The organism is Brevibacillus sp. FIR094 (assembly GCF_050477165.1).
In the GTDB taxonomy this organism is placed as follows: Bacteria; Bacillota; Bacilli; order Brevibacillales; family Brevibacillaceae; genus Brevibacillus.
Window position 1 is genome coordinate 1 of sequence record NZ_JBEAES010000014.1, and the last position, 22,111, is coordinate 22,111.

Genomic DNA, 22,111 nt, shown 5'->3' on the forward strand with positions numbered 1-22,111 from the left:
GGAAACAGGTAGCCTAGGTGCTTTTTCAACGTCTCATTAATTAGGGTCAGTCCATAGCTTTGGGGGATTTCCTTTCCTCTATTGACCAATGATGATGCGTTCTTTCGGATAATGGTAGCGTACGATTCGGTCATTGCGCTTCAAGAAGAGAAGCAAATTGATAATCCCAATACGTCCGATCATCATCGTAATAATGAGGATAAGCTTGCCGCCTATCCCCATCTGAGCCGTAATCCCGGTAGACAATCCGGTCGTACCGAAAGCAGAGCAGACCTCGAACAAGACGTGCTGGAAGGGTAAATCCTCCAACCAGACGAGCAGCATGACCGCTGTGAACACCAGAATGATTGCGATGAAAAAGACGCTGAAGGAGCGTTGAATGTCCTCATCAACCAGCTCTCTTCCGAACACCTTTACGTCCTTGTAGCCACGCATGTTGGCAAAAACAGACGCAATCAAGACGAAAAATGTTGTGGTCCGTATCCCCCCGCCCACACTACTCGGAGAAGCGCCAATGAACATCATCCCGGAGAGCATGATGAGTGTCGCGGTCGACAAGAGACTGATATCCATCGTAGCCAAGCCGCCGCTACGCGAAGAGACGGAGTGGAACAACGAATAGAACAGCATTTCATGCCAGGACTTATCGGTCAAAAACTGATTTCGCTCAAAAACGAAAATGAGCAGGGCGCCAATGGCGATCAAGGAAAAGAACGTCAGTGTCGTAATCTTAGTGAAGAGCGAAAAGGTGAAACGCACTTTTGCACGGCGATAGGAAAAGTACGTTCTCAGCTCTACGAGTACGGGAAACCCGATCGCTCCACAAATAATCAAGATCATCACGATGGTCTGAAACACGTAATCGTGGGTAAAGTCGAGCATGGAATTTCCGTGCAGGTCAAACCCGGCATTCGTAAAAGCACTGACAGATGCGAAGTAACCGTGGTAGAACGCGGTGTACCAATCGTCGTAGTAGCCGGCGACAATAAAATGACTGCCTAACAGGATGGTTCCCACCAGCTCGATTAAGAGTGCAATTACGAGAATATTGCGCATCAGGTCGACCAGACCGGACAACGTGGAGCGGTTGTGGTCCGTCGCGATCCAAATGCGCTGTTCCAGACCGATTTTTTGACCCATGAGGATCCAGATGAATGTTCCGAGTGTCATGATTCCGACCCCACCAACCTGGAAGAGCAACGTAAGAAAGAGAATCCCCCACTGGTTGAAAACCTCATGAATCGTAATGACAGTAAGCCCGGTAACGCTGATGGCACTCGCCGCGGTAAACAAAGCGTCAATAAAAGAAAGAGAGACTCCCGGCAAGTGAAAAAACGGCAATGACAGAAGAAACGCTGAGATCAGGATGAGCCCAACGTAGGCGAACACGATGATTTGAACAGATGTCAATCGTCGCTTTTGATTGGATGATAACAAAATAAATGGCCTCCTGAATAAGCTTCATGAGGATAATCATACCAAATAAATGAAAGGAAGCAAAAGCGCGGAAAAGATCAGTTGACAATGTATCCGCAAGAATGGTAAAGTTCAGAATGTATTTATTGGAAATTCAAAATATTAATGGAAAGGTGGGCTAGTCATGAAAAGAATTGTACGCATGGGTCATCCATACAACGACATACATGACGTAACCCCACCATTGATACGAGCGTAGTATCGTTTTTTTGATCTCGTTAACATGGCGTAGGTTACCTTTTTCGTAACTTGCGCCTTTTCTATTTTTGTTGATGAAAAGGCATGTTGCTCACGGGCGATGTGTCTTTTTTGTCCTCTAAAAAGGGTCACCCAGCCAGCTAAAGAGAGGGGAGAAACACGGATGTTCTCGGTTTTGGCAAAGCTTGATTGGTTTTTCAAGGAGCATTGGAAACGTTATACGGTCGCTATTCTGCTATTGATTCTGGGCGGCTTACTGGAGATTATCCCTCCAAAAATCATCGGGGTGGCTATTGATGAGATTCACCTGGGAACGCTGACTGGCGAGCGGCTGGTATCCATTTTGCTGTTTTTCGGTGTATTGTCTGTCGCGATTTATTGGGTCAATTTTATCTGGATTCGCCAACTGTTTGGGGGAGCGTTTCTGGCGGAGCGGACGTTACGGTCAAAGCTCATGACGCATTTATTGCGGATGACACCAACGTTTTATCAGCGGAATCGGACGGGAGATTTGATGGCGCGAGCGACAAATGACCTCAAGGCTGTCTCGATGACAACAGGCTTCGGAATTTTGACGATGGTGGACTCGTTATCCTTTACAGGGGCGATTGTGCTGACGATGGGATTTTTGATCAGTTGGAAGCTGACCTTAGCGGCGATCATTCCATTGCCGTTCATGGCCTATATCATCAAGCAATATGGGAAAAAAATTCACGAGCGTTTTTCTACCGCACAAACATCGTTCGGCGAACTGAACGACCGCGTCTTGGAATCCGTCTCTGGAGTTCGCGTGATTCGAGCTTACGTACAGGAGATGGCGGATCAGGAGCGCTTTCGCCAAAAAACTCATGAAGTGTATCAAAAAAATATCGATGTGGCGAGAATCGATTCGCTGATTGAGCCAACTGTCAAAATATTGGTTGGAATCAGTTATATGATTGGCTTGATCTACGGCGGCTACCTCGTGTTTCAAAGAGAACTGACGCTGGGAGAGCTAGTCTCGTTCAACGTCTATCTCGGGATGCTGATTTGGCCGATGTTTGCGATTGGTGAATTGATCAATGTGATGCAAAGAGGAAGTGCCTCGCTGGATCGGGTCAATGAAACCTTGGCGTACGAAGCCGATGTGACGGATCACGACAGACCGGTTCATGTGGCAGTTCCAGAAGTCGTTCGGTTCGATTCAGTGACATTCCGCTATCCATCTGCACATGTTGACCAATTAAGCGATGTCTCCTTTACTCTTGGTCGGGGGCAGACGTTAGGAATCGTCGGGCGTACGGGAAGCGGGAAATCCACACTAGTGCGACAGCTGCTTCGCGAATATCCGGTAGGACAGGGAGTCATCAGTGTTTCGGGAGAGGCGCTCGAACAGATCAGTCTCGATAACATCAAGAGCTGGATCGGCTATGTACCGCAGGAGCAGATTCTGTTCTCGAAAACAGTTCGCGAAAACATCCTGTTCGGGAACAAAGAGGCAACAGAAGAACAGTTACAGGAAGTGTTGAAGCAGGCCGCATTTGCTCGGGACGTGCAGCTACTGCCCGAAGGCTTGCAAACGCTCGTTGGTGAAAAAGGCGTAGCCCTTTCAGGTGGACAAAAACAGCGGGTTTCGATTGCGCGGGCTCTTTTGGTCAATCCGGAAATCTTGATTCTCGATGATGCCATGTCGGCGGTGGATGGTAAAACCGAAGCGGAGATGATCACGAATATTCGTCGGGAGCGTGCAGGTAAAACAACACTGATCACCACACATCGCTTAACGGCCGTCCAGCATGCAGATTGGATTCTCGTCATAGACGAAGGACGAATCGTCGAGGAAGGTACACATGCACAGCTAGTGGAGCTAGGCGGTTGGTATAAAGAACAATTCGAGAAACAGCAGATTGAAGCGACGCTGACAGAAAGCGGGTGAATGAATGACGACGGGGAAAAGGCTAGTCCACTATGCAACGATTTTTAAAAAGACAATCCTTTTAGCGATTCTGATGCTCTCTATATCCGTTGGGGCAGAACTGACAGGACCATTTTTGGCGAAAAAGATGATCGATACGCACATACTGGGCATTGAATTCCCTTGGTATGAGACGGCACAGCATGAGGATTCCGTGCTATACAACGGGAAGTATTACACGAGACAGGATCACTTGGCAGCAGGTGAGAGCGCTGGTGGGGAAGTTCGTGTTTTGCAGGTAGGACGCGACTATTATTTCCTGAACCAGGCGATTGCGTATGATGGGCAGCGATCCATTGCGGATGGGAAGCTCGTCATTGTCAAAGGCGCGGACCGAGCAGAATATCAGGCCACTCTCTTAAGCAATCAGGAGATATTCGAGTTTTTCAGGCCAGAGACAAGAGGCTTGCTCACACTGGCTGCTCTCTATTTCGGATTATTGGTAGTTGCTTCGCTTTTCCACTATGGACAAAAGTTCTTATGGCAAAAATCAGCGAATCAAGTCATCGAGAGACTGCGAATGGATGTCTTCGCGCATATTCAACGATTGCCCATTCATTATTTCGATCATCTCCCTGCCGGGAAGGTGGTTGCTCGTGTCACAAACGATACGGAAGCAGTCCGTGAACTGTTTACGAATGTACTCGGCAACTTCATTACGAGCGGGATTTATTTAATCGGTATTTTCGCAGCGCTGTTCTTGCTTGATGTACGACTTGCGCTCGTTTGTCTGGTCATTCTGCCAATCATGGTCGTGTGGATTTACTTGTACCGCAAGTACGCGTCTGCATTTAACCATGTCATTCGGGCACGCATCAGCGACATCAACGGGATGATTAACGAGTCGATCCAAGGGGTGCCGATCATTCAGGCATTTCGCAGGGAAAAGGAAACGATGCGGGAATTCGGCGAACTGAACGAAGAGCTATTCACCTATCAAAATAAAATGCTACGGCTCAATGCGACCGCTTCGTTTAACCTGGTTCAGTTCATCCGCAATATCGCGTTTGTTTTATTCATCTGGTATTTCGGCGGTGCCTCCCTCGGGGTAGGTACACTGCTCTCACTTGGCGTCCTCTACGCTTTCGTCGATTATCTGAATCGCTTGTTCCAGCCGATGACACAGATCGTCAACCAATTGGCGAACCTGGAGCAATCTCTCGTCGCGGCGTCACGCGTGTTTGAACTGCTGGATGAAGAGGGTATTGACGTTGATCCTGCAAAAGTTCCTTGCTATCAGGGGAATGTCCGCTTTGACGATGTTTCCTTTGCCTACAAAGACGATCAATACGTGCTGAAAAACATTTCATTCGAAGCATGGCCCGGAGAGACAGTGGCGCTGGTTGGTCACACGGGGTCGGGAAAAAGCTCGATTATTAATCTGTTACTCCGCTTCTATGATGTAAACAGTGGAGCGATTATGATTGATGGGCGCAATGTGCAGTCGTTTTCCAAACAGCAGCTTCGTCAGCATATGGCGATTGTTTTACAGGACCCGTTTTTATTTACAGGAACGATTCGTTCCAATGTGAGTCTGGATGATCCGTCGATTTCGCCTGAAAAAGTAGAGAAAGCTCTGTGTGATGTAGGGGCAGACCAACTGTTCCGCAGTCTTCCGCAAGGATTCGATGAACCTGTTATCGAGAAGGGCAGCACGCTTTCACTCGGGCAGCGTCAGTTGATTTCGTTTGCGCGTGCTCTCGCGTTTGACCCGGCTATCCTCATTTTGGATGAAGCGACTGCCAGCATCGACACGGAAACAGAGGGCATTATTCAAAATGCACTTGAGGTGTTGAAAAAAGGGAGAACGACCTTCATCATTGCCCATCGCTTGTCTACGATCAAAAATGCAGATCAAATTCTCGTACTGGATCGAGGCAGAATTGTAGAGCGAGGGAAGCATGAAGACTTGATGGAGAAGCAAGGCAGGTACTATCAGGTGTATCAAATGCAGCAAGGGAACAAAGAAGCACGGGTGCAAGAGGCAGTAGGAAAGCACGGAAGCGCCGCGGCTCTGACCTAGTTTTTTCTACTCTTTTTGCCTCTTGAACGGTAAGATAGAGCATAGAAGTATGGACTTTTCAGGAGGGATCATCATGCCACATCTTATCGTTCGAGGCATTCAAGCTGAACAAATGGCCACGATTAGCGAACCGCTTGCAGTGGAGCTTGCTGCACTATGCCAATGCGGCACGGACAATTTCACGATCGAATGCTTGCATACAACAGGCGTTTTTGGCGGGAAGATCGTGGAATCGTTTCCTTTTATCGAAGTAGCATGGTTCGAGCGGGGGCAAGAAGTTCGTGACCAGTTTGCCCAGATTGTAACGAAGCATGTCTTAGCTCTTGGCATCCCAGAAGTGGAAATGGCATTTGTCGCTTATCAAAAAGAAAGCTACTATGCCAATGGAGAGCATTTCTAAAGAGAAGCCGACAGGTGCTGTCGATTTCCCGGGAAAGTATCAAGACATTCGACAAGAGTACGGACAAATAAATGAATACAAGCATGGAATAAGGGTGTTCCTTCCGTAAGCACGAGATTTTTCGTACGCGACGGGTGGAGCACCCTTTTTATTTGGAGCGAATTTTTACTCGTGTAACCAAAAATTTCTAAAATAGGTGTCACAAATGAAAGTTCTCAATTGTTATTCATAGTGAGAGGAGGGCAAACCGTGGAGAAAACAGAGATAGAGCGCCTGCTGACAGAAATAAAAGCAGGTTCTCTTGAGCAATACGAAATCATTATCGATCACTATCAACAACCGATCTTTACATACTGCTATCACATGCTCGGTCATCGCCAAGATGCAGAAGACGCTGTCCAGGAAGTTCTGTTTCGTGCCTACGAGCATCTTGAACAGTATACGTACTCGCTGTCATTTTCCGCATGGTTGTACCGGATCGCTTACAACCATTGTGCGAATGTGCTAAAGCGCAGGAAATTAAGCCGCGTGTTGCCCTTTTTGTACAACCGGGATCAGGATGGACGTAACTATGTCGAGGAGAGCATTGACAGCAATTATTTTGGGGAGCCGATCGAACGCATCTGGAAACGACTGTCCGCAGAAGAACGCACACTCATTTTCCTACGTGTGCTAGAGGGAAGAGAGTACGAGGAAATCGCAGAGCTGATGGACAAAAAGCCAGCTGCCCTGCGCAAACAATTCGAACGCGTTTTGAAAAAGTGCAAACGTTATTTGCCAACGATGGGAGGGGTGGCCGCTAATGGACAAAATTCCGTTTAAAGGCTTGCATGACATGCTGAGAGCGAAGCCAGTCCCGAAAGTCGATGTCAAACATAAAGTCATGGCAGCAATTCGTGCCAAGGAAAACAAGGAGGAGAAAGTCGTGAAGAAGAAAGTAGGTTTGCTGGTCACCGTAGGTATGTTGGTAGGAGCGTCTTCCGTATGGGCGGGAGTAGAAATGATACAGTTGAAAAATGAGAAGGGCGAAGTAGTTTACGAGATAACGCAGCATACCGATCAAGAACAACAGCGATTGATTCAGCAAATGCCTCCAGAGGAACAGGCGAAAATGGAGGCGAGGAGGGAAATGTATGAGCTTCGGGATGAGGTCGATAATGAAATTATTAATGGCTTGAAGCCTGGAACCTCAGTCGCTATATACTGGAAGCCGACAAAAGAAGAGGAAGAAATCCAAAAGAACATAACCTGGTCAGTATATAAACAACCGTATATCACAATGGTATCTAAGCCGATGACTTATAAAACATGGAAGGAAATGGAGCCGGTTGTTGGGAAGATGTTCACGCTTCCAGCCGAGCTTGCTGGAGGCTTCCGTTTCGATGAAGGTGACGTACACTATGAAGAAAACTACGAGTACATGGTGGACCTCGAAGCACTTAAGGCAAAAGCCATCAAAGAAAACAAAGAATACGCCTTCACAGAAATTCCGTCAAGCAACAAGTACGATTTTACCAGTGTCGCCTATAAGTCAGAGAAAGGTCAAGTAAGGGTAGAGGTACGCATAGCGGACGGGGGCAGTTCGGGTACTAACGCTGACGGCTTGGAAAAGATTAAGGTTGGCAATAATGAAGCGGCTCTCATGACGTATACATCGGAAAAAGGTGAAAATTTGCATTGGATCGAATGGGTAAAAAATGGAACAAAACTGGAATACTCTGTTCGTGCTGACGAGGAAGTTGCATCTAAAGACGAACTGATCAAAATTGCTGAGAAAATCAATGAAATAAAGTAACGGTGTATCAAACAGAGGAGTACCACAAAGCGCTAGGCTTTCTTGTGGTACTCCTTTTCTGTCATGAATGGCTTACGTCACGTAGTTTGTTTGCCTTTTTACCCACCAACTGCTTCAACCCATCCATATTAATCAGGATAATCCCGACAATAATCGTAATCCCCCCTGCTAGCGACAGGAGATAAAGCGGCTCATTGTACAGGATGACGCCCAAGCTTAAGGCAATCAACGGAGAGATATAGAGCCACGTGGAGGGAAACACAGGGTTGGTCTTGGCGACGAGCCAATAGAAAATGGTGTGCCCCAGCATGGAACCAACGACGATCAAGTACAGGAGCGAGAGGATCGCATTAGCTGTGAGCATCGATTCGATATGCACTTGCTCGGTGAACAGAGATAATACAAGCAGCATGGCTCCTCCATACATCATCTGTGCTGCATTCAAAGCAATGGGTGAAGTGTCTTGAAACTGTTGGATGACGCGACGGGAGTAAACAGCACCACCAGAATAAAAAATTTGACCGATTAAGACTGCTACACATCCAGTGAGCCAAAGGAAGCTGAATGAGAGGGTTGCACCAGGTAAAATCAATAAGACGACACCGACAAATCCAACGAGACAACCAGCCCACGATATGGCAGAGAGCTTTTGCCGAGAGATGCCTGTCTGAAGCAGCATGACCATGAGTGGTGCTGTTGCCGATAGAATCGCAGCGATTCCTGAGCTTACATGCTGCTCCGCCCAATACAAGGGAGCAAATGTCCCGAACGTTAAACCAATTCCGGTAAGAAACATCTCTTTATGGAGCAGCAGAGATAGACGCGCCTGTTTTTTCCATAGCATGAATGAAAACAAAATCACACCTGCCAGAAAGAACCGAAGTCCAGCTGAGAAAAACGGCGGCGCTCCCGCATCGATCCCGACTTTGATTGCCAGAAAAGTCGTTCCGAATATCAAGCACATGACCACATAGTTGAGCAGTACCATTATGATTCCTCCCTTTTCCTCATCATAAAGGGAAGGGAACAGAACAGTTGAAATGGAATAGAACAGATACGAGGATCAATCCAGTATCATGGGGGAAAGGGGGGAGTTTGCATGAAAAGGGAGGCTCTTTCAAACAGCCATTCTGATAAGCTGTTCGAGCAAGTGTATGAATATCTTTTGGACCGGATCAGACGCGAAGAGTGGGGGACACATGAGAAGCTTCCTTCTGTTCGAACGTTGGCGTTGGAATTGAATGTGCATCGCCTGACGGTTTTTAAAGCATTTCAATTATTAAAACAAAACCGCCACGTGTATGTGAAGGATAAGTCGGGGTATTATGTACAACCGAGCAGCCTGCTGCCAGTAGAGTCGATGGATGATCCAATCGTTTCTGCCTATGTACACAAGAGTCACCTTTCTGAAATTCATCAGGTGCAGGCGACCTATCAATTTTCCAAAGCTTTGATTGAACCGAATTTATTGCCAAATCATTACTTTTCCGAGTACGTGAAGAAAGTGTTTGACCTGTATCCAAAGGTGCTGGGCACCTATTCAACCACACAGGGAGATCAGGAGCTGCGGGAAGCACTGTGCAGCTATTATATCAGCCGTTATCATTTTCACCTGTCACCTGATGAGCTGATGATTACATCTGGTTCGCAGGAAGCGATTGATTTGGTTGCCAGAGTCCTTGTAAAGCCGCGTGATGTCGTGTTGATTGAGAGACCTACTTACAGTCCAGCCATTGATGTATTCAGAAGACAGGGCGCCAATATGATTCCTATCGAGATTTCGCCGCATGGATACGATTTGGAGCAGGTTGAACTGTTGATGCAAAAAGAAAAACCGCGCCTGTTTTATCTCAATCCGACCTTTCACAATCCAACGGGGTATACGGTTCCCGCTGAACAACGAAAGAGACTGGTGGAGCTGGCTGCGAAGTATCAGTGTCTGATCGTAGAGGATGATCCGTGCCGCGATATTTACTTCGGTGATGAGCCTCCACTACCGTTTTTTTCTTACGATACGGCGGGCTATGTCATCTATCTGCGCAGCTTTAGCAAGTACATCGGGCCTGGGCTAAGTATTGCGACTGTGGCATGCAGGCCATCTATTATGAAGTATTTGATTCAAGCGAAATCACTGTCCGACAGTGGAGCGCCTCTGTTGAATCAAAAGATTTTTTTGCATTATTTCTTCTCCGAACGGATGCAGCAGCATTTGGCGAAGCTGCGGATTGCACTGGCCATTCGCCGGGAAATCATGGAGGAAGAACTGTCTATGACCGACTGGGAGTGGTCCAGCCCACCAGGGGGCTTTAATTTATGGGTGAAGCTGCCTGATTACGTTCCGATAGAAAGTCTTTTGGGCAAATGCATAGAGCAATCCATTACGTTTGTACCCGGTGCGATCTGTGATCCGCTGCGAGAGTTAAGCTCTTGGATACGCATCAGTTATTCTTATTTGAATGAACAACAGCTGCGGGATGGGGTGCAAAGGCTCGTCCGTACGGTTCGCCTGTTGGATAGAAAGGATTGAAGAAAGGCTGCCGACATGATGGTCGACAGCCTTGTTTTTTTTCCCTTATGATTTGCTTACTTGATCGAGATGATTCACCAGCTCTTCTGGTTTCGACAAGAAAGGCGCATGATCGGCTTCCAGTGTAATCACTTTGCTGCAAGGTGTTTCTGTGTTCATTCTGCGTTGGAAATCGATTGGGATCGCATTGTCTAATGTGGTCTCAATATAGACGCGATCGACACTTCCGAATTTCTCTTCAGTAATTTGCACTGGCTGTGTAAAAGGCGCCAGCGCTTGCGGACGGCAACGCTTCATAGACGCGAGCCTCAGTGCTTCATCCTCAACCGCGTTGAAAAATGTTCCTTCCACAGTCTCAAGCTTTGGAGCCAGCGTCATGTCCGCTTCATTCAATTCGAATTCCGGGCCTTTTTCTCCTTCAGACTTGCTTATGAGACTTTCCCCGTTTTTCGGCAAGAATGCGCAAAGGTAGACGAGCTTATCAATCTTGTCATGTACCTTTTCAGCTGTTTGCGTAATGACCACGCCACCCATGCTGTGTCCGACAAGGATTACTTTTTCGTTTTGTTGCTTGATCAGGTCTGATACTTTCTCTACGTAGAGATCCAGTGTCACCTGCTGAGGAGGTGTCATGTCTTGTCCACTTCCAGGCAAGTCCAACGTCGCGACCTTGTGTCCCAATGCTTCCAGCGCAGGTTTTACTCTTTCCCATACCCATTCACCTTGGCATGCTCCATGAACCAATACATACGTACTCATTTACATACATCTCCTTCGTTTCATGATGATCGTTCGTTAGTGTTAACGAAGCGATTTCTGATTAAACAGCGTGTTCTTGTGTTCGTGCCTCTTGAGTGCAATAATAATAAAAATCTATATCGGTAATCTGTGACTTTGTCACCAAGTTATTTTTTTCACAAGGAGGTTCTTCGTCCATATGCAAAAGGATCAGATTGCGGAAGTCCTTGCATGTTTTCCAAGTCTGGCGGCACTTACTCCAGAAGAGTGGCAAGAGGAGGGAATCTCCATCACTACGGTTCCAGCCAACTTTACCATTGATGAAGGCGAGTTTTTGGAGAATGCGCCATTAATCTTGAATGGGCTGGTTCGCATTTTCAAACTGAGCAGCGATGGGAGAGAGGTTACGTTGTACAGGCTATCAGCTGGCGAGTGCTGCCCACTCATCGCGTCTAGTATATTGGGAGAAACGGTGTATGAAGCTTCGGCCTGCGTGGAGAAGCCGAGTATGGTCTTGAACGTCCCGACGAAGATTTATAAGAAATGGATCGAGAAGCATCAAGGCTTTCGCCAGTATATTTTTCAATCATTTGCCCGACGATTGATTATTATGTCGAACTTGATTGACGACATTAACTTTAAATCCATTCGGGTTCGGATTTCCGAATATTTGATCGAGCATACAAGTGCGGAGAATGATTCACTTGCCATTACACATGATCAGTTGGCAATTGAGCTGGGGACTGCTCGTGAGGTGATTAGCCGGACACTAAAGAAAATGGAAAAAGAAGGATTGCTGCGTGTAGCAAGGGGGCAAATTACGGATATCCAACGTTCTAAACTACCTACGGTTGAATAATCCATATTTGAAAATATAAAAATATTAGGAAGCGACAGGTACTGTGTTATACTGAGTCTACCATTTACTGTTCTGTGTAGCATTCCCTACTCGATTTACGTGAGTAGGGTTTTTTATTTGTGTTTCAGTCAACAAAAAAACAGACCCCTTAAAGGAGTCTGTTTTTGGTTTATGGCTATACTAAACTTTTTGAACGTTAGTAGCTTGTGGTCCGCGTTGGCCTTGTTCTACGTCAAAAGTAACTTTTTGACCTTCATCAAGGGATTTGAAACCTTCGCTTTGGATAGCAGAGAAGTGAACAAATACGTCTTCTTTACCTTCGCGCTCAATAAAACCAAAACCTTTTTCTGCGTTAAACCATTTTACTGTACCTTGTTCCATTGTTATTGCCTCCTAGTGTGTAACACACAAATATTACTATCCTTGCTCGCAGGATCATCAAGACGAAAATTTGTTATCTACGCTATCCGTTGCTTCGAACAAAAATAATTCTCTACTAGCATAACAGGATATTGAAAGGATAGCAAATTATTCGCGTAAGTTCACGAAAGAAAATACAGATGAGTTGTTACGAAAGCATGGCGCCAATCTCTTTCAACGTAAGCTGTGCCGAGATAATTTTATTCGGATAGCTGGCTTGTCCCGATTCCCCCAGATGATATTCTTGCAGAGCATCAGTGTCCTTCAGCATGTTTCCTGTCAAAATGCACACGGCTGTTTCGTCCTTGTCGATCACTTGTCCTGCGATGAGCTTGCGCAATCCGGCGACCGTAGCAGCAGAGGCAGGCTCGTAGCCGATCCCGCTCTTGTCCACCCATGCTTTGGCGTCGAGAATCTCTTGATCAGTCACGGAGCAGGTAACACCATTTGTTTCTTCTAAAGTACGTAGTGCCTTTTTCCAACTAGGCGGATTGCCGATGTTGAGCGCAGAGGCACGTGTATATGGATTGGGTTCAGGTGTAAGCTCGGTGTGTCCACCAGCGACCATGCGATGGAATGGACTAGCACCTTCCGCCTGTACGAGCGCCACCCGAGGAACTTTTTCGATAAAGCCGAGGTTTTTTAAATCCTGCAAGCCTTTTCCGAGAGCCGTCACGTTGCTAAGTGCTCCTCCAGGGATGACCACCCAATCGGGAAGGTTCCAATTGAGGTACTGGGCAATTTCGTACACGATACTCTTCTGCCCTTCAATGCGGAAGGGATTGATCGAATTGCAGATGTAGAGGCCGAGTTCTTTGCTGTACTGCTCGTAAAAGCGGATGCCATCATCGTAAGTACCATCAAAGCTGATGACCTTTGCTCCGTAGGCAAGTGTTTGCATGACTTTATTCAAGGAAATGTTTTTGTTCGGGACAAACACGTACGATTCGCCATGGGCGAGTGCAGCATACATAGCGAGAGAGGATGAGGTATTGCCAGTTGATGTGCAGGTAAAGCGTTGATAGCCCAGTGAACGCCCGTGTGATACGGCGACAGTCATCCCGTTGTCCTTGAATGAACCACTCGGATTCTCGCTTTGTGCCTTCAGCCATACCTTACTGTCGCTTCCTACATACGATTGGATGAGTGCAGATGCGTACAGCCCTGTATTTCCTTCGTACTTGGTTGTGATGTACTCTTCAGGAAGCTCGGGGAAAATTAGCTCTTTGTAGCGCCATACTCCGCTCGCATATGGGGTAATGCGCTCGGAAAGCCGCTCATGAAAGACGCGCTTCAGCTGTTCGGCATCGATGGCTGACGTATCGTGAATGATGTCAAACAAGCCACCGCACGTGCATTGATAGTCAAATAAATGGGCGGGCACTTCCTTGCTGCAATCGACACAAACTAGTTTCATCCTCAAGATTCACCCCAAAAAGTGTGCAGGGAGAATCTCTCCACCTCTTTTCTCTCGTATGGTTTTTTTATATGGTAAACGGAGACGGGGAGCGTGTAAATGAGAGTTTTCAGTAAAAACTAAAGATTCGCATACATATACGAAAGACGGGAAGGAGCCACTATACAGACTCCAACCCGTCCCTATTTCACAAGCTTTTATTCAGATCAGTCAATTCCTTGGCCGTCAGATTGCGCCATTGCCCCAATTTCAAATTCCCAAGCCCAATGTTCATGATGCGTACCCGCTCTAGCTTTCGCACCTGATAACCAAAAGCTTGGCACATCCGTCTGATTTGTCGATTTAGCCCTTGCGTCAGCACGATATTGAAGACGCGGTCGCTGACTTTGGTTACTTTGCAAGGCTTTGTAGTCGTTCCGAGAATACGTACGCCGTTTGCCATTCCGTGCAAGAAATTCGCCGTGATGGGTTTGTCTACGGTGACGATGTACTCTTTGTCATGATTGTTCTCGGCACGCAAAATCTTGTTTACGATATCCCCGTCATTGGTTAACAGGATGAGGCCTTGCGAATCCTTATCCAGACGCCCGATAGGAAAAATCCGTTCCGGGTGATTGACGAAATCGATGATGTTGCCTTTGATTTGCAGTTCAGTGGTACACGTAATTCCGACAGGCTTGTTCAAGGCGATGTAGACATCTTTCTTTTTGGAACCGAGCGGCTGTCCATCGATGCGCACATCATCTCCTGACGCAACCGTACTTCCCAGTTCCGCGACTTGGCCATTGATCGTCACACGCTTGGCCTCGATTAATTTATCGGCTTCTCTTCGTGAGCAAATGCCGGTTTCACTGATGAACTTATTAATTCGCATGAGACGTTCCTTTCGCTATTGCTGCTGTTTTTCCAGTTTTTCAAGTAGTTTATTCCGCCAAGGCAGGGCCAATTCCTCCACCTCCAGCATACGCTGAATCGTCTCTTGGGATGGTGACTTGTCGTGGAAGTATAAGTGGTGAATCGACGCTACCGTTACTTGTTTTGGATGTGCAGTGATGAGGGTAATCTTGGAGTCTGGCTTGATCGTTCCCTCCTGCAAGACACGGAAGAAATAGCCCGTATAGCCCATTTCAACCACTGCTTTGAGCAGTTGGTTATTGTTGTTGCGCTTGTTGATGGTCGCGCAAGGAAATCTGCCTTGGGTCACTTGCAGGATGGTATCACCGAATTGATACACATCCCCGATACAGACCTGCTCTTCGGTCATGCCAGCCAGCGTGAGATTTTCTCCGAATGCCGCATTGGTCAGAGCTTGGCCGAATAACTTCTCCCAATGGGCATAATGTTCAAAAGGATACGCACAGACGACGCGGTCTGGGCCGCCGTGGTACTCTGGATTCGCGATATCGTCGTCATCAATTTTCTCGGAACGGACAACGAGCTCGTCTGCTTCTTCCTTCCAAATGCCGGAGAGATATTCCTTATCGTTGTACATATTACTTTTAGGCAAACCTTTACTAATCGTAACGATTTTTCTGTTCAACTTATGCTCACTCCCAGCCTGCACGATTGCTTCTCTTTTTATCCCCATACTATACCACATTCCCTCATATCCTCCACAGCGGATGGGCACCAGCGGACGCTTCTGGTATGATGATAGAAAGGAATACACAGGAGGCCTCAGTGACATGCAATCATTTGGTGTGGCACTACACACAGATAAATATCAAATAAACATGATGTACGCCCATTGGGTGAATGGAACGCACAATCAGAAGGTTGTTTTCGAAGCATTTTTCCGCAAGCTACCTTTTGGAAACGGATACGCCGTATCTGCCGGATTGGAACGCATTGTTTCCTATATAAAAAATTTGCGCTTTGAAGAAAGCGATCTCAAGTATTTGAGTGAGCAGGAGGAGAACTACGATCCGAAGTTTTTGGAAGAGCTGCGCCAGCTTCGTTTTAAGGGCTCGCTCTATTCGGTGAAGGAAGGAACCGTGGTTTTCCCGAACGAGCCGCTGATTCGCGTAGAGGGGCGTGTCATGGAGGCACAGCTGGTTGAGACAGCCCTGTTGAACTACATGAACTACCAGACACTGATTGCGACCAAAGCTTCGCGGATTAAAAACGTGGCGGGCAATGATGTTCTTATGGAGTTCGGAACAAGAAGGGCGCAGGAGGCAGATGCTGCGCTGTGGGGGACGCGGGCAGCATATTTGGCGGGCTTCGACGCGACCTCGAACATGCTGGCAGGGAAAATGTTTGGCATTCCGACAAAAGGGACGCACGCTCACTCATGGGTACAGAGCTTTGAGAGTGAGGAAGAAGCATTTGAGCGCTTTGCAGCAGCTCTACCAGGACAGGTAACCTTGCTGGTCGATACGTACGATACGCTAAAAAGCGGCGTGCCTAATGCAATTAAGGTCGGAAAGCGCCTGGAGAAACAAGGCAAAAAGCTGATGGCGGTGCGCTTGGACAGTGGCGACTTGACGTATTTGTCCTGCAAGACTCGCGAAATGCTTGATAAGGCAGGCATGACTGATGTGCAAATTGTCGCTTCTAACGATCTCGATGAGCACACGATTATGAACCTGAAGGTACAAGGAGCACGCGTAAATAGCTGGGGAGTAGGAACGCAGCTCATCACGGCAGCGGATCAGCCGACACTCGGAGGCGTATACAAGCTGGTGGCGCGTGAAGGAGCGGACGGAGAATATCAGCCGACCATCAAAATCTCCGGGAATCCAGAAAAAGTCACGACGCCAGGTATCAAGGATATGTACCGATTGATTGATCTGGAAACAGGCAAAGCGATTGCTGACTACATGTGCTTCCCACATGAAACAACAGTCGAAGATGGAGCACCTCTCCATTTGTTCCATCCGAGCCATACGTATTTGAGCAAGCATTTGGAGAACTACCAGGCAGAATCGTTGCTAATTCCGGTATTTGTGAATGGGGAACTGGTCTATGAACTGCCGACCCTCCAAGAGATTCGCAACTACCATCGTGAGCAACTCAAGCTGTTCTGGCCTGAATACTTGCGCATGTTGAATCCGGAGCATTACCGTCTGCACATCAGCGAAGAGATGTGGGAAACGAAAACAAAGCTGATGAAGGCGTATTTGAAAAAATAAGAGAAAAACGTCTGATGTGTCGAGAGGATGCATTGGGCGTTTTTATTTGTTTCCTAAAAATAACACAATAATGTGAAAACAAAGAAAAGAAATTGTCTGAATTTACTTGCATCGTATATAATTACTCCATTCATCCTTTAGCTCTGTGCCAAGGTGATGTAGAAAATGCTTGTGAAAAGTATTGGGGAGGAAGAGAGATGCTAAATACTGTAGAGAAAGAAAACCTAAATCCATACGAGATTGTGCAAAAACAGATTGATGCTGCAGCGGCATTGTTGGGATTGCGGAGCGATGCTGTAGAAATTTTAAAGCGACCCAAACGAGTATTGGCTGTCAGTTTTCCTGTCAAGATGGACGATGGCAGCGTGCGTGTCTTTGAAGGCTACCGATCTCAGCATAATGATGCGGTAGGGCCGACCAAGGGAGGGATTCGGTTTCATCCAGATGTGACGATGGATGAAGTCAAGGCGCTCTCCATGTGGATGTCATTCAAATGTGGCGTGGTTGGTCTCCCTTATGGCGGCGGAAAAGGTGGCGTCATATGTGATCCCCACGAATTCAGTAAAAATGAGCTGGAACGAGTCAGCCGTGGCTTCATGGAAGCCATCGCTGATATTGTCGGACCGGAGACAGACATACCTGCACCCGATGTGTATACGACCCCACAAATCATGGGTTGGATGATGGATACGTACAGCCGATTAAAAGGAGCGTATTCTCCGGGAGTCATTACGGGAAAACCGCTGAGTGTCGGCGGCTCCAAAGGAAGAAACGAAGCGACTGCCCGTGGATGTGTCTTTACCATACTAGAGGCGCTTAAAGATTCTGGACGCAAGCCAGAGCAAACTACCGTAGCCATTCAAGGCTTCGGCAACGCGGGAAGAATTGCTGCCAGACTTTTGACGGAGTTGGGCTTCAAAATCGTGGCGGTCAGTGACTCACGCGGAGGTATTTATGATGCTGCTGGCTTAGACATCGAAAAGGTAGGACAGTTAAAAGACAACGCCACCATTTTGGAGTATGCAGGTGGTACGGTCATCTCCAATGAACAGCTATTAGAACTGGAAGTGGACATTCTGATCCCGGCTGCGTTGGAAAATGTCATCACAGCAGCGAATGCCCACAGCATTCAGGCCAAGTGGATTGCAGAAGCAGCAAACGGACCTACTACACCGGATGCTGACGCTATTTTGCGTGAAAAAGGGATTACCGTGATCCCAGATATTCTCGCCAACGCAGGTGGCGTAACGGTTTCTTATTTTGAATGGGTGCAAAACCTGATGAATTACTACTGGTCGGAGCATGAGGTAAACGAAAAACTGCAAACGACAATGATTAACGCCTATCGCGCCGTGAAAGAACTCTCTGATCAATACAAGGTGGACTTGCGCACGGGAGCCTATATGATCTCGCTATTGCGAATTACGGAGGCGATGGAAGCGCGCGGCTGGATTTAAGGGAAGAGACCTCTTGCAACTTGCTTGCAAGGGTTTTTTTTCTACTATCGAAAAGTGCAACTAAGGCCATGCCCAAAGCTTGGCGTAACCAAGTTTTCTAATCTTTCCCCTGTGGGATTGGCAGGAAGTCTAGTATTTTTGTCGAATTTGTCGGATTATTGTATTTCTACCTGTGTTCAAAGGATGGAAAGGGGGATCTTTATGCCAATCAAATTGCCCGACGAATTGCCTGCAACGGAAATACTCGCCCAAGAAAATATTTTTGTGATGAAGGATAGCCGTGCCTTCACACAGGACATACGACCGCTCAGGATCGTCATTCTCAACCTCATGCCCGTGAAGGAAACAACGGAAACACAGTTGCTCCGCCTCCTAGGGAATACGCCGCTACAGGTGGAAATCGTGCTTTTGCACATGTCCAGTCATACGTCCAAAAATACGTCGGAAGAACATTTGTCGATGTTTTATAAAACGTTTGAGGAGATCTTTGACCAGCGATTTGATGGCATGATCATCACCGGAGCGCCAGTCGAACAGCTCGAGTTCACAGACGTCACGTATTGGCAGGAGCTGACAAAAATCCTCGATTGGAAAATGGAGAACGTCACTTCGACCCTGCATATTTGTTGGGGGGCACAAGCGGGTCTTTACCACCACTTTGGCGTTCCGAAGCATCCTTTGCCAGAAAAAATGTTCGGAATCTTCCCTCATACACTCAATAAGAAAAATGTGAAGCTGTTCCGCGGATTTGATAACTACTTCCACATTCCGCATTCCAGGCATACCGAAAATCGCAGGGAAGACATCGAGCAAGTACCTGAATTGGAGATATTGTCCGAGTCAGATGAAGCAGGGGTTTACATCGCAGCGACGAGGGATGGCAGACAAATTTTCGTGACAGGACATTCCGAGTATGATCCGACCACCTTGCAAGATGAGTACCAGCGGGATGTGAACAAAGGCTTGGACATTGCTGTTCCGCGTCATTACTATCCAAAGGACGATCCAAATCGCGAGCCCATTGTCACTTGGCGCGCACATGCGAATTTGATGTTTTCCAACTGGTTAAACTATTACGTTTACCAAGAGACACCGTATGATTTGAACAACAACAAGCGATAGCAACGTAGAAACCATCCGAGGCGATTCGGATGGTTTTTGTTTGGCCCAGTTGACGTAATAAATGGCGACAGGTAGTGTGAGAATAATCGCGCAGGAATGCTACCGGGAATTCAAGCAAGATGGGAGTTTTGTATGATGAAAAAAATCATGAAGCAAGATCAGGACGTGACCAAGCAGCATAACAAGCAAATGATTCTCGACATTATCAAAAAGCAGAGACCGATATCGCGTGCAGAAATCGCCAAAATAACACGGATGAGTGCCACCTCGATTGGCAGATTCGTCAGTGAGCTGTGCGAAGAAGGACTGATTCGAGAGACAGAGCTAACCTCATCAGGTGTGGGCAGGAAGGCAATCATGCTCGACATCGAGCCGGGGGCCATTTATACAATCGGCGTGGACATGGCAAAAAAGCGCATCAGCTTTGGGATCATGGACTTTAGTGAAGCGATTATTGCACAGCACCGGATGGATCATAAAACACAGGACTCTACACCGGAAGAGACGGCAGAACTGATTTGTAACGAGATCGAAGGGATACTCAACCAGACAGGCATTCCGTTAGAAAAAGTGGTCGGGATCGGCATTGGGATGCCAGGGGTGATCAATTATGAGCGAGGGATTGTTCAGCTATCCACTACACTGGGCTGGAAGGACGTAGCGTTTGCCAGCCTGATTGAAAAAAGGCTGAAAATCAAAACCGTTATCGATAATGATTTGAAGGTGAAAATCCTCTCGGAGTACTTGTACGGATCTGCCAAAGGGTCGAACAAGACAGCCTTGATCGGCATTGGCACGGGTATCGGATCTGCGTTGATTATCAATGGCGAGGTGTTTCGCGGAGGCTCCAATAGCGCAGGAGAGCTGGGGCATACGACGCTCGATCCGAATGGGAATCTGTGCGAATGTGGAAAGCGCGGATGCCTGCAAACATACATAGACGAAAATTCTTTAATCATGGAAGCGCGTCGGGTGAAGGATGTCAGTGATGTCCGTCAGGTGTTCGCGGCAGCGAGAAACGAAGAGCGCTGGGCGAAGGAAATCGTCTCCCGTACTGCGTTGTACCTCGGAATCACGATTAACAATATTGTATGCATGTACAATCCAGATACCGTGATTGTAAGTGGTGATTTGGTGGAGAATTATCGTGAAATCATTGACTTGGTCGAGGAGCATAGCGATCAAGTGATCTGGGAGCCATTCAAGGGGAAATTTCGCGTTATTCCTTCCGAATTGAGGGGGGAGGCAATCGTGATGGGAGCAGGAGCTTTGGCGATGCAGCACTTTGCTCCATTGGCAGGGACATGGGCAGAAGAATCATGACTTTCTTTGCCATTTTGTATTCAACAAAAAAGGCAGTTTAGCCGATATAGAAAATGGTGGAAAAGTAGAGAGGAAAAGGAGAGGGATGTGAGCATGAGAAACTGGCAAAAAGGTATGCTCGCTACGGCTGTTACCGTTGGGCTGATCTTTTCCAGTGTCGCCCAAGTACCGGCATTGGCAAATTCTGCGACGACAAGTACACAGAAGAAGATTTCCAAGCTTGTGGTTGATACAAAGACAGTAAAATTGAAAAAAGCGGGGACGCAGCAGTTGAACGTCCGCGTGCAATACACCGATAAAACAACGGAAGACGTCACACAGCAAGCAGAGTGGACTTCCTCTGACAGTGACATCGTCAGTGTTGAAAAAGGCTTGGTAACCGCTGTTAGTTCCGGTAAAACAAGAGTGAAAGCAAGCTTCGGGGGCAAAAGTGTGAATGTCCCTGTTGAGATCGATGTGATTTCCAAGCTCACTGCTGACCAGAAGAAATTGACTCTCAGCGTGGGAGGCACGAAACAGGTAAACGCAACAGCAACTTTCTCTGATAAGTCTACTACTGATGTAACGGCTCAGGCAGAGTGGGAAAGCGATGATAAGGAAATCGTAACGGTAGCGAATGGTTTGGTTACAGCAGTAGGCTCGGGCACAGCGAAGCTCAAAGTGAAGTACGGTGGAAAAAGCGTATCCATTCCAGTAGAGGTGGATGTCGTCTCCAAGCTGGACAGTGATAAGAAAAAGCTGTATCTGCGTCCAGACACTACCCAGTCGATAACGCTGTTGGCTACGTTGTCTTCCAAAGAAAAAGTCGATGTAACAAGCAAAGCCAAGTGGACATCCGACGATGAAAAAGTCGCCACAGTTGAAAACGGCGTCGTGAAAACTGTAGGGTCTGGCAAAGCGAGAATCAAAGCAACTTACGGTGGAAAGACGATCACGATCCCTGTAGAGTCTGCTGTCATCTCCAAGCTGGAATTTGACACGAAAAAGGTCGCTCTCAAAGTCGGCGAATCAACAGACTTGAAGGTATCTGCTATCTATACCGACAAAACCAAGGTCGATGTCACAGTCGATGCAGACTGGATCTCCACGAACAGCTCCGTTGTGTCTGTAGCGGATGGCAAGATCACGGCTGTGAAAGCAGGGCGTGCAACGATTGCGGCTACGTATAATGGAAAAGCAGTAAAAATACAGGTAACCGTGAAGTAACTCACGCTGGAGGAAAAGCCAGGGCGCGACTGCGTACCTGGCTTTTTTGTATACTCTCGCCT

General features: G+C 47.3%; 19 protein-coding genes. 12 read left to right on the forward strand and 7 right to left on the reverse strand.

Annotated features, from left to right (window positions below):
• Window positions 1-78: 78 nt before the first annotated feature.
• Window positions 79-1,437 (reverse strand): TrkH family potassium uptake protein, encoded by a 1,359-nt coding sequence (locus ACQ5DJ_RS14140; protein ID WP_429843031.1) that lies wholly within the window; start codon window positions 1,435-1,437, stop codon window positions 79-81.
• 400 nt (window positions 1,438-1,837) lie between these two features.
• Here ACQ5DJ_RS14140 and ACQ5DJ_RS14145 point away from each other — a divergent pair, with 400 nt between their 5' ends.
• The 5 genes from ACQ5DJ_RS14145 (at window position 1,838) to ACQ5DJ_RS14165 (ending at window position 7,846) form a co-directional block, all read left to right on the forward strand.
• Window positions 1,838-3,589, forward strand: coding sequence for an ABC transporter ATP-binding protein (locus ACQ5DJ_RS14145; protein WP_429843032.1), 1,752 nt, complete (start codon window positions 1,838-1,840; stop codon window positions 3,587-3,589).
• Window positions 3,590-3,593: 4 nt separating this feature from the next.
• The gene (locus ACQ5DJ_RS14150; protein WP_429843033.1) at window positions 3,594-5,651 is read left to right on the forward strand and encodes an ABC transporter ATP-binding protein; all 2,058 of its coding nucleotides are present in this window, start codon (window positions 3,594-3,596) and stop codon (window positions 5,649-5,651) included.
• 73 nt (window positions 5,652-5,724) lie between these two features.
• Window positions 5,725-6,051, forward strand: a complete 327-nt coding sequence (locus tag ACQ5DJ_RS14155) for a DUF1904 family protein (protein WP_016740630.1) — start codon at window positions 5,725-5,727, stop codon at window positions 6,049-6,051.
• A 249-nt stretch (window positions 6,052-6,300) separates the two neighbouring features.
• Window positions 6,301-6,873 (forward strand): RNA polymerase sigma factor, encoded by a 573-nt coding sequence (locus ACQ5DJ_RS14160; protein ID WP_429843034.1) that lies wholly within the window; start codon window positions 6,301-6,303, stop codon window positions 6,871-6,873.
• A complete protein-coding gene (locus ACQ5DJ_RS14165; protein ID WP_429843035.1) occupies window positions 6,854-7,846 on the forward strand; it encodes a hypothetical protein in 993 nt (330 codons plus the stop codon). Before ACQ5DJ_RS14160 ends, ACQ5DJ_RS14165 begins: the two co-directional genes overlap by 20 nt.
• A gap of 61 nt (window positions 7,847-7,907) precedes the next feature.
• Here ACQ5DJ_RS14165 and ACQ5DJ_RS14170 read toward each other — a convergent pair whose 3' ends face one another.
• Entirely contained in the window at window positions 7,908-8,834 is a 927-nt protein-coding gene (locus ACQ5DJ_RS14170; RefSeq protein WP_429843036.1) for a DMT family transporter, read from the reverse strand.
• Window positions 8,835-8,945: 111 nt separating this feature from the next.
• Between ACQ5DJ_RS14170 and ACQ5DJ_RS14175 the strand changes: the two genes are divergently transcribed.
• The gene (locus ACQ5DJ_RS14175; protein WP_429843037.1) at window positions 8,946-10,373 is read left to right on the forward strand and encodes a PLP-dependent aminotransferase family protein; all 1,428 of its coding nucleotides are present in this window, start codon (window positions 8,946-8,948) and stop codon (window positions 10,371-10,373) included.
• A gap of 45 nt (window positions 10,374-10,418) precedes the next feature.
• Here ACQ5DJ_RS14175 and ACQ5DJ_RS14180 read toward each other — a convergent pair whose 3' ends face one another.
• Window positions 10,419-11,132 carry an alpha/beta fold hydrolase gene (locus ACQ5DJ_RS14180; protein ID WP_429843038.1) on the reverse strand — a complete coding sequence of 238 codons (714 nt, stop codon included), beginning with the start codon at window positions 11,130-11,132 and terminating at the stop codon, window positions 10,419-10,421.
• Window positions 11,133-11,310: 178 nt separating this feature from the next.
• Between ACQ5DJ_RS14180 and ACQ5DJ_RS14185 the strand changes: the two genes are divergently transcribed.
• Complete coding sequence (locus tag ACQ5DJ_RS14185) at window positions 11,311-11,970, forward strand: Crp/Fnr family transcriptional regulator (protein ID WP_429843039.1); 660 nt, start codon at window positions 11,311-11,313, stop codon at window positions 11,968-11,970.
• 180 nt (window positions 11,971-12,150) lie between these two features.
• Here ACQ5DJ_RS14185 and ACQ5DJ_RS14190 read toward each other — a convergent pair whose 3' ends face one another.
• The 4 genes from ACQ5DJ_RS14190 to ACQ5DJ_RS14205 all read right to left on the reverse strand — a co-directional run bounded on the left by ACQ5DJ_RS14190 (window position 12,151) and on the right by ACQ5DJ_RS14205 (window position 15,347).
• Entirely contained in the window at window positions 12,151-12,351 is a 201-nt protein-coding gene (locus ACQ5DJ_RS14190) for a cold-shock protein (protein ID WP_106840543.1), read from the reverse strand.
• Window positions 12,352-12,538: 187 nt separating this feature from the next.
• On the reverse strand, window positions 12,539-13,807 hold the full coding sequence (gene thrC / locus ACQ5DJ_RS14195; protein WP_429843040.1) for a threonine synthase: 1,269 nt from the start codon (window positions 13,805-13,807) through the stop codon (window positions 12,539-12,541).
• A 187-nt stretch (window positions 13,808-13,994) separates the two neighbouring features.
• Entirely contained in the window at window positions 13,995-14,681 is a 687-nt protein-coding gene (rluF, locus tag ACQ5DJ_RS14200) for a 23S rRNA pseudouridine(2604) synthase RluF (protein WP_429843041.1), read from the reverse strand.
• 15 nt (window positions 14,682-14,696) lie between these two features.
• Window positions 14,697-15,347: an MOSC domain-containing protein gene (locus ACQ5DJ_RS14205; protein WP_429843168.1), complete on the reverse strand. Its 651-nt coding sequence runs from the start codon at window positions 15,345-15,347 to the stop codon at window positions 14,697-14,699.
• Window positions 15,348-15,492: 145 nt separating this feature from the next.
• On the opposite strand from ACQ5DJ_RS14205, the gene ACQ5DJ_RS14210 reads away from it, so the two are divergent.
• The 5 genes from ACQ5DJ_RS14210 to ACQ5DJ_RS14230 all read left to right on the forward strand — a co-directional run bounded on the left by ACQ5DJ_RS14210 (window position 15,493) and on the right by ACQ5DJ_RS14230 (window position 22,049).
• Window positions 15,493-16,941 (forward strand): nicotinate phosphoribosyltransferase, encoded by a 1,449-nt coding sequence (locus tag ACQ5DJ_RS14210; protein ID WP_429843042.1) that lies wholly within the window; start codon window positions 15,493-15,495, stop codon window positions 16,939-16,941.
• 197 nt (window positions 16,942-17,138) lie between these two features.
• Window positions 17,139-18,398, forward strand: coding sequence for a Glu/Leu/Phe/Val family dehydrogenase (locus ACQ5DJ_RS14215; RefSeq protein ID WP_429843043.1), 1,260 nt, complete (start codon window positions 17,139-17,141; stop codon window positions 18,396-18,398).
• A gap of 201 nt (window positions 18,399-18,599) precedes the next feature.
• On the forward strand, window positions 18,600-19,520 hold the full coding sequence (gene metA, locus ACQ5DJ_RS14220) for a homoserine O-acetyltransferase MetA (RefSeq protein ID WP_429843044.1): 921 nt from the start codon (window positions 18,600-18,602) through the stop codon (window positions 19,518-19,520).
• Window positions 19,521-19,652: 132 nt separating this feature from the next.
• On the forward strand, window positions 19,653-20,843 hold the full coding sequence (locus ACQ5DJ_RS14225) for an ROK family protein (protein WP_429843045.1): 1,191 nt from the start codon (window positions 19,653-19,655) through the stop codon (window positions 20,841-20,843).
• A gap of 93 nt (window positions 20,844-20,936) precedes the next feature.
• The gene (locus ACQ5DJ_RS14230; RefSeq protein WP_429843046.1) at window positions 20,937-22,049 is read left to right on the forward strand and encodes an Ig-like domain-containing protein; all 1,113 of its coding nucleotides are present in this window, start codon (window positions 20,937-20,939) and stop codon (window positions 22,047-22,049) included.
• Window positions 22,050-22,111: the final 62 nt, after the last annotated feature.

What these genes read in the sequence shown, in the direction of transcription:
- ACQ5DJ_RS14180 (WP_429843038.1), bottom strand. Translation starts at nt 11,132, where the DNA reads ATGAGTACGTATGTATTGGTTCATGGAGCATGCCAAGGTGAATGGGTA.
- ACQ5DJ_RS14190 (WP_106840543.1), bottom strand. Translation starts at nt 12,351, where the DNA reads ATGGAACAAGGTACAGTAAAATGGTTTAACGCAGAAAAAGGTTTTGGT.
- ACQ5DJ_RS14225 (WP_429843045.1), top strand. Translation starts at nt 19,653, where the DNA reads ATGATGAAAAAAATCATGAAGCAAGATCAGGACGTGACCAAGCAGCAT.
- ACQ5DJ_RS14210 (WP_429843042.1), top strand. Translation starts at nt 15,493, where the DNA reads ATGCAATCATTTGGTGTGGCACTACACACAGATAAATATCAAATAAAC.
- metA (WP_429843044.1), top strand. Translation starts at nt 18,600, where the DNA reads ATGCCAATCAAATTGCCCGACGAATTGCCTGCAACGGAAATACTCGCC.
- ACQ5DJ_RS14150 (WP_429843033.1), top strand. Translation starts at nt 3,594, where the DNA reads ATGACGACGGGGAAAAGGCTAGTCCACTATGCAACGATTTTTAAAAAG.
- thrC (WP_429843040.1), bottom strand. Translation starts at nt 13,807, where the DNA reads ATGAAACTAGTTTGTGTCGATTGCAGCAAGGAAGTGCCCGCCCATTTA.
- rluF (WP_429843041.1), bottom strand. Translation starts at nt 14,681, where the DNA reads ATGCGAATTAATAAGTTCATCAGTGAAACCGGCATTTGCTCACGAAGA.
- ACQ5DJ_RS14215 (WP_429843043.1), top strand. Translation starts at nt 17,139, where the DNA reads ATGCTAAATACTGTAGAGAAAGAAAACCTAAATCCATACGAGATTGTG.
- ACQ5DJ_RS14170 (WP_429843036.1), bottom strand. Translation starts at nt 8,834, where the DNA reads ATGGTACTGCTCAACTATGTGGTCATGTGCTTGATATTCGGAACGACT.
- ACQ5DJ_RS14155 (WP_016740630.1), top strand. Translation starts at nt 5,725, where the DNA reads ATGCCACATCTTATCGTTCGAGGCATTCAAGCTGAACAAATGGCCACG.
- ACQ5DJ_RS14175 (WP_429843037.1), top strand. Translation starts at nt 8,946, where the DNA reads ATGAAAAGGGAGGCTCTTTCAAACAGCCATTCTGATAAGCTGTTCGAG.
- ACQ5DJ_RS14230 (WP_429843046.1), top strand. Translation starts at nt 20,937, where the DNA reads ATGAGAAACTGGCAAAAAGGTATGCTCGCTACGGCTGTTACCGTTGGG.
- ACQ5DJ_RS14185 (WP_429843039.1), top strand. Translation starts at nt 11,311, where the DNA reads ATGCAAAAGGATCAGATTGCGGAAGTCCTTGCATGTTTTCCAAGTCTG.
- ACQ5DJ_RS14165 (WP_429843035.1), top strand. Translation starts at nt 6,854, where the DNA reads ATGGACAAAATTCCGTTTAAAGGCTTGCATGACATGCTGAGAGCGAAG.
- ACQ5DJ_RS14145 (WP_429843032.1), top strand. Translation starts at nt 1,838, where the DNA reads ATGTTCTCGGTTTTGGCAAAGCTTGATTGGTTTTTCAAGGAGCATTGG.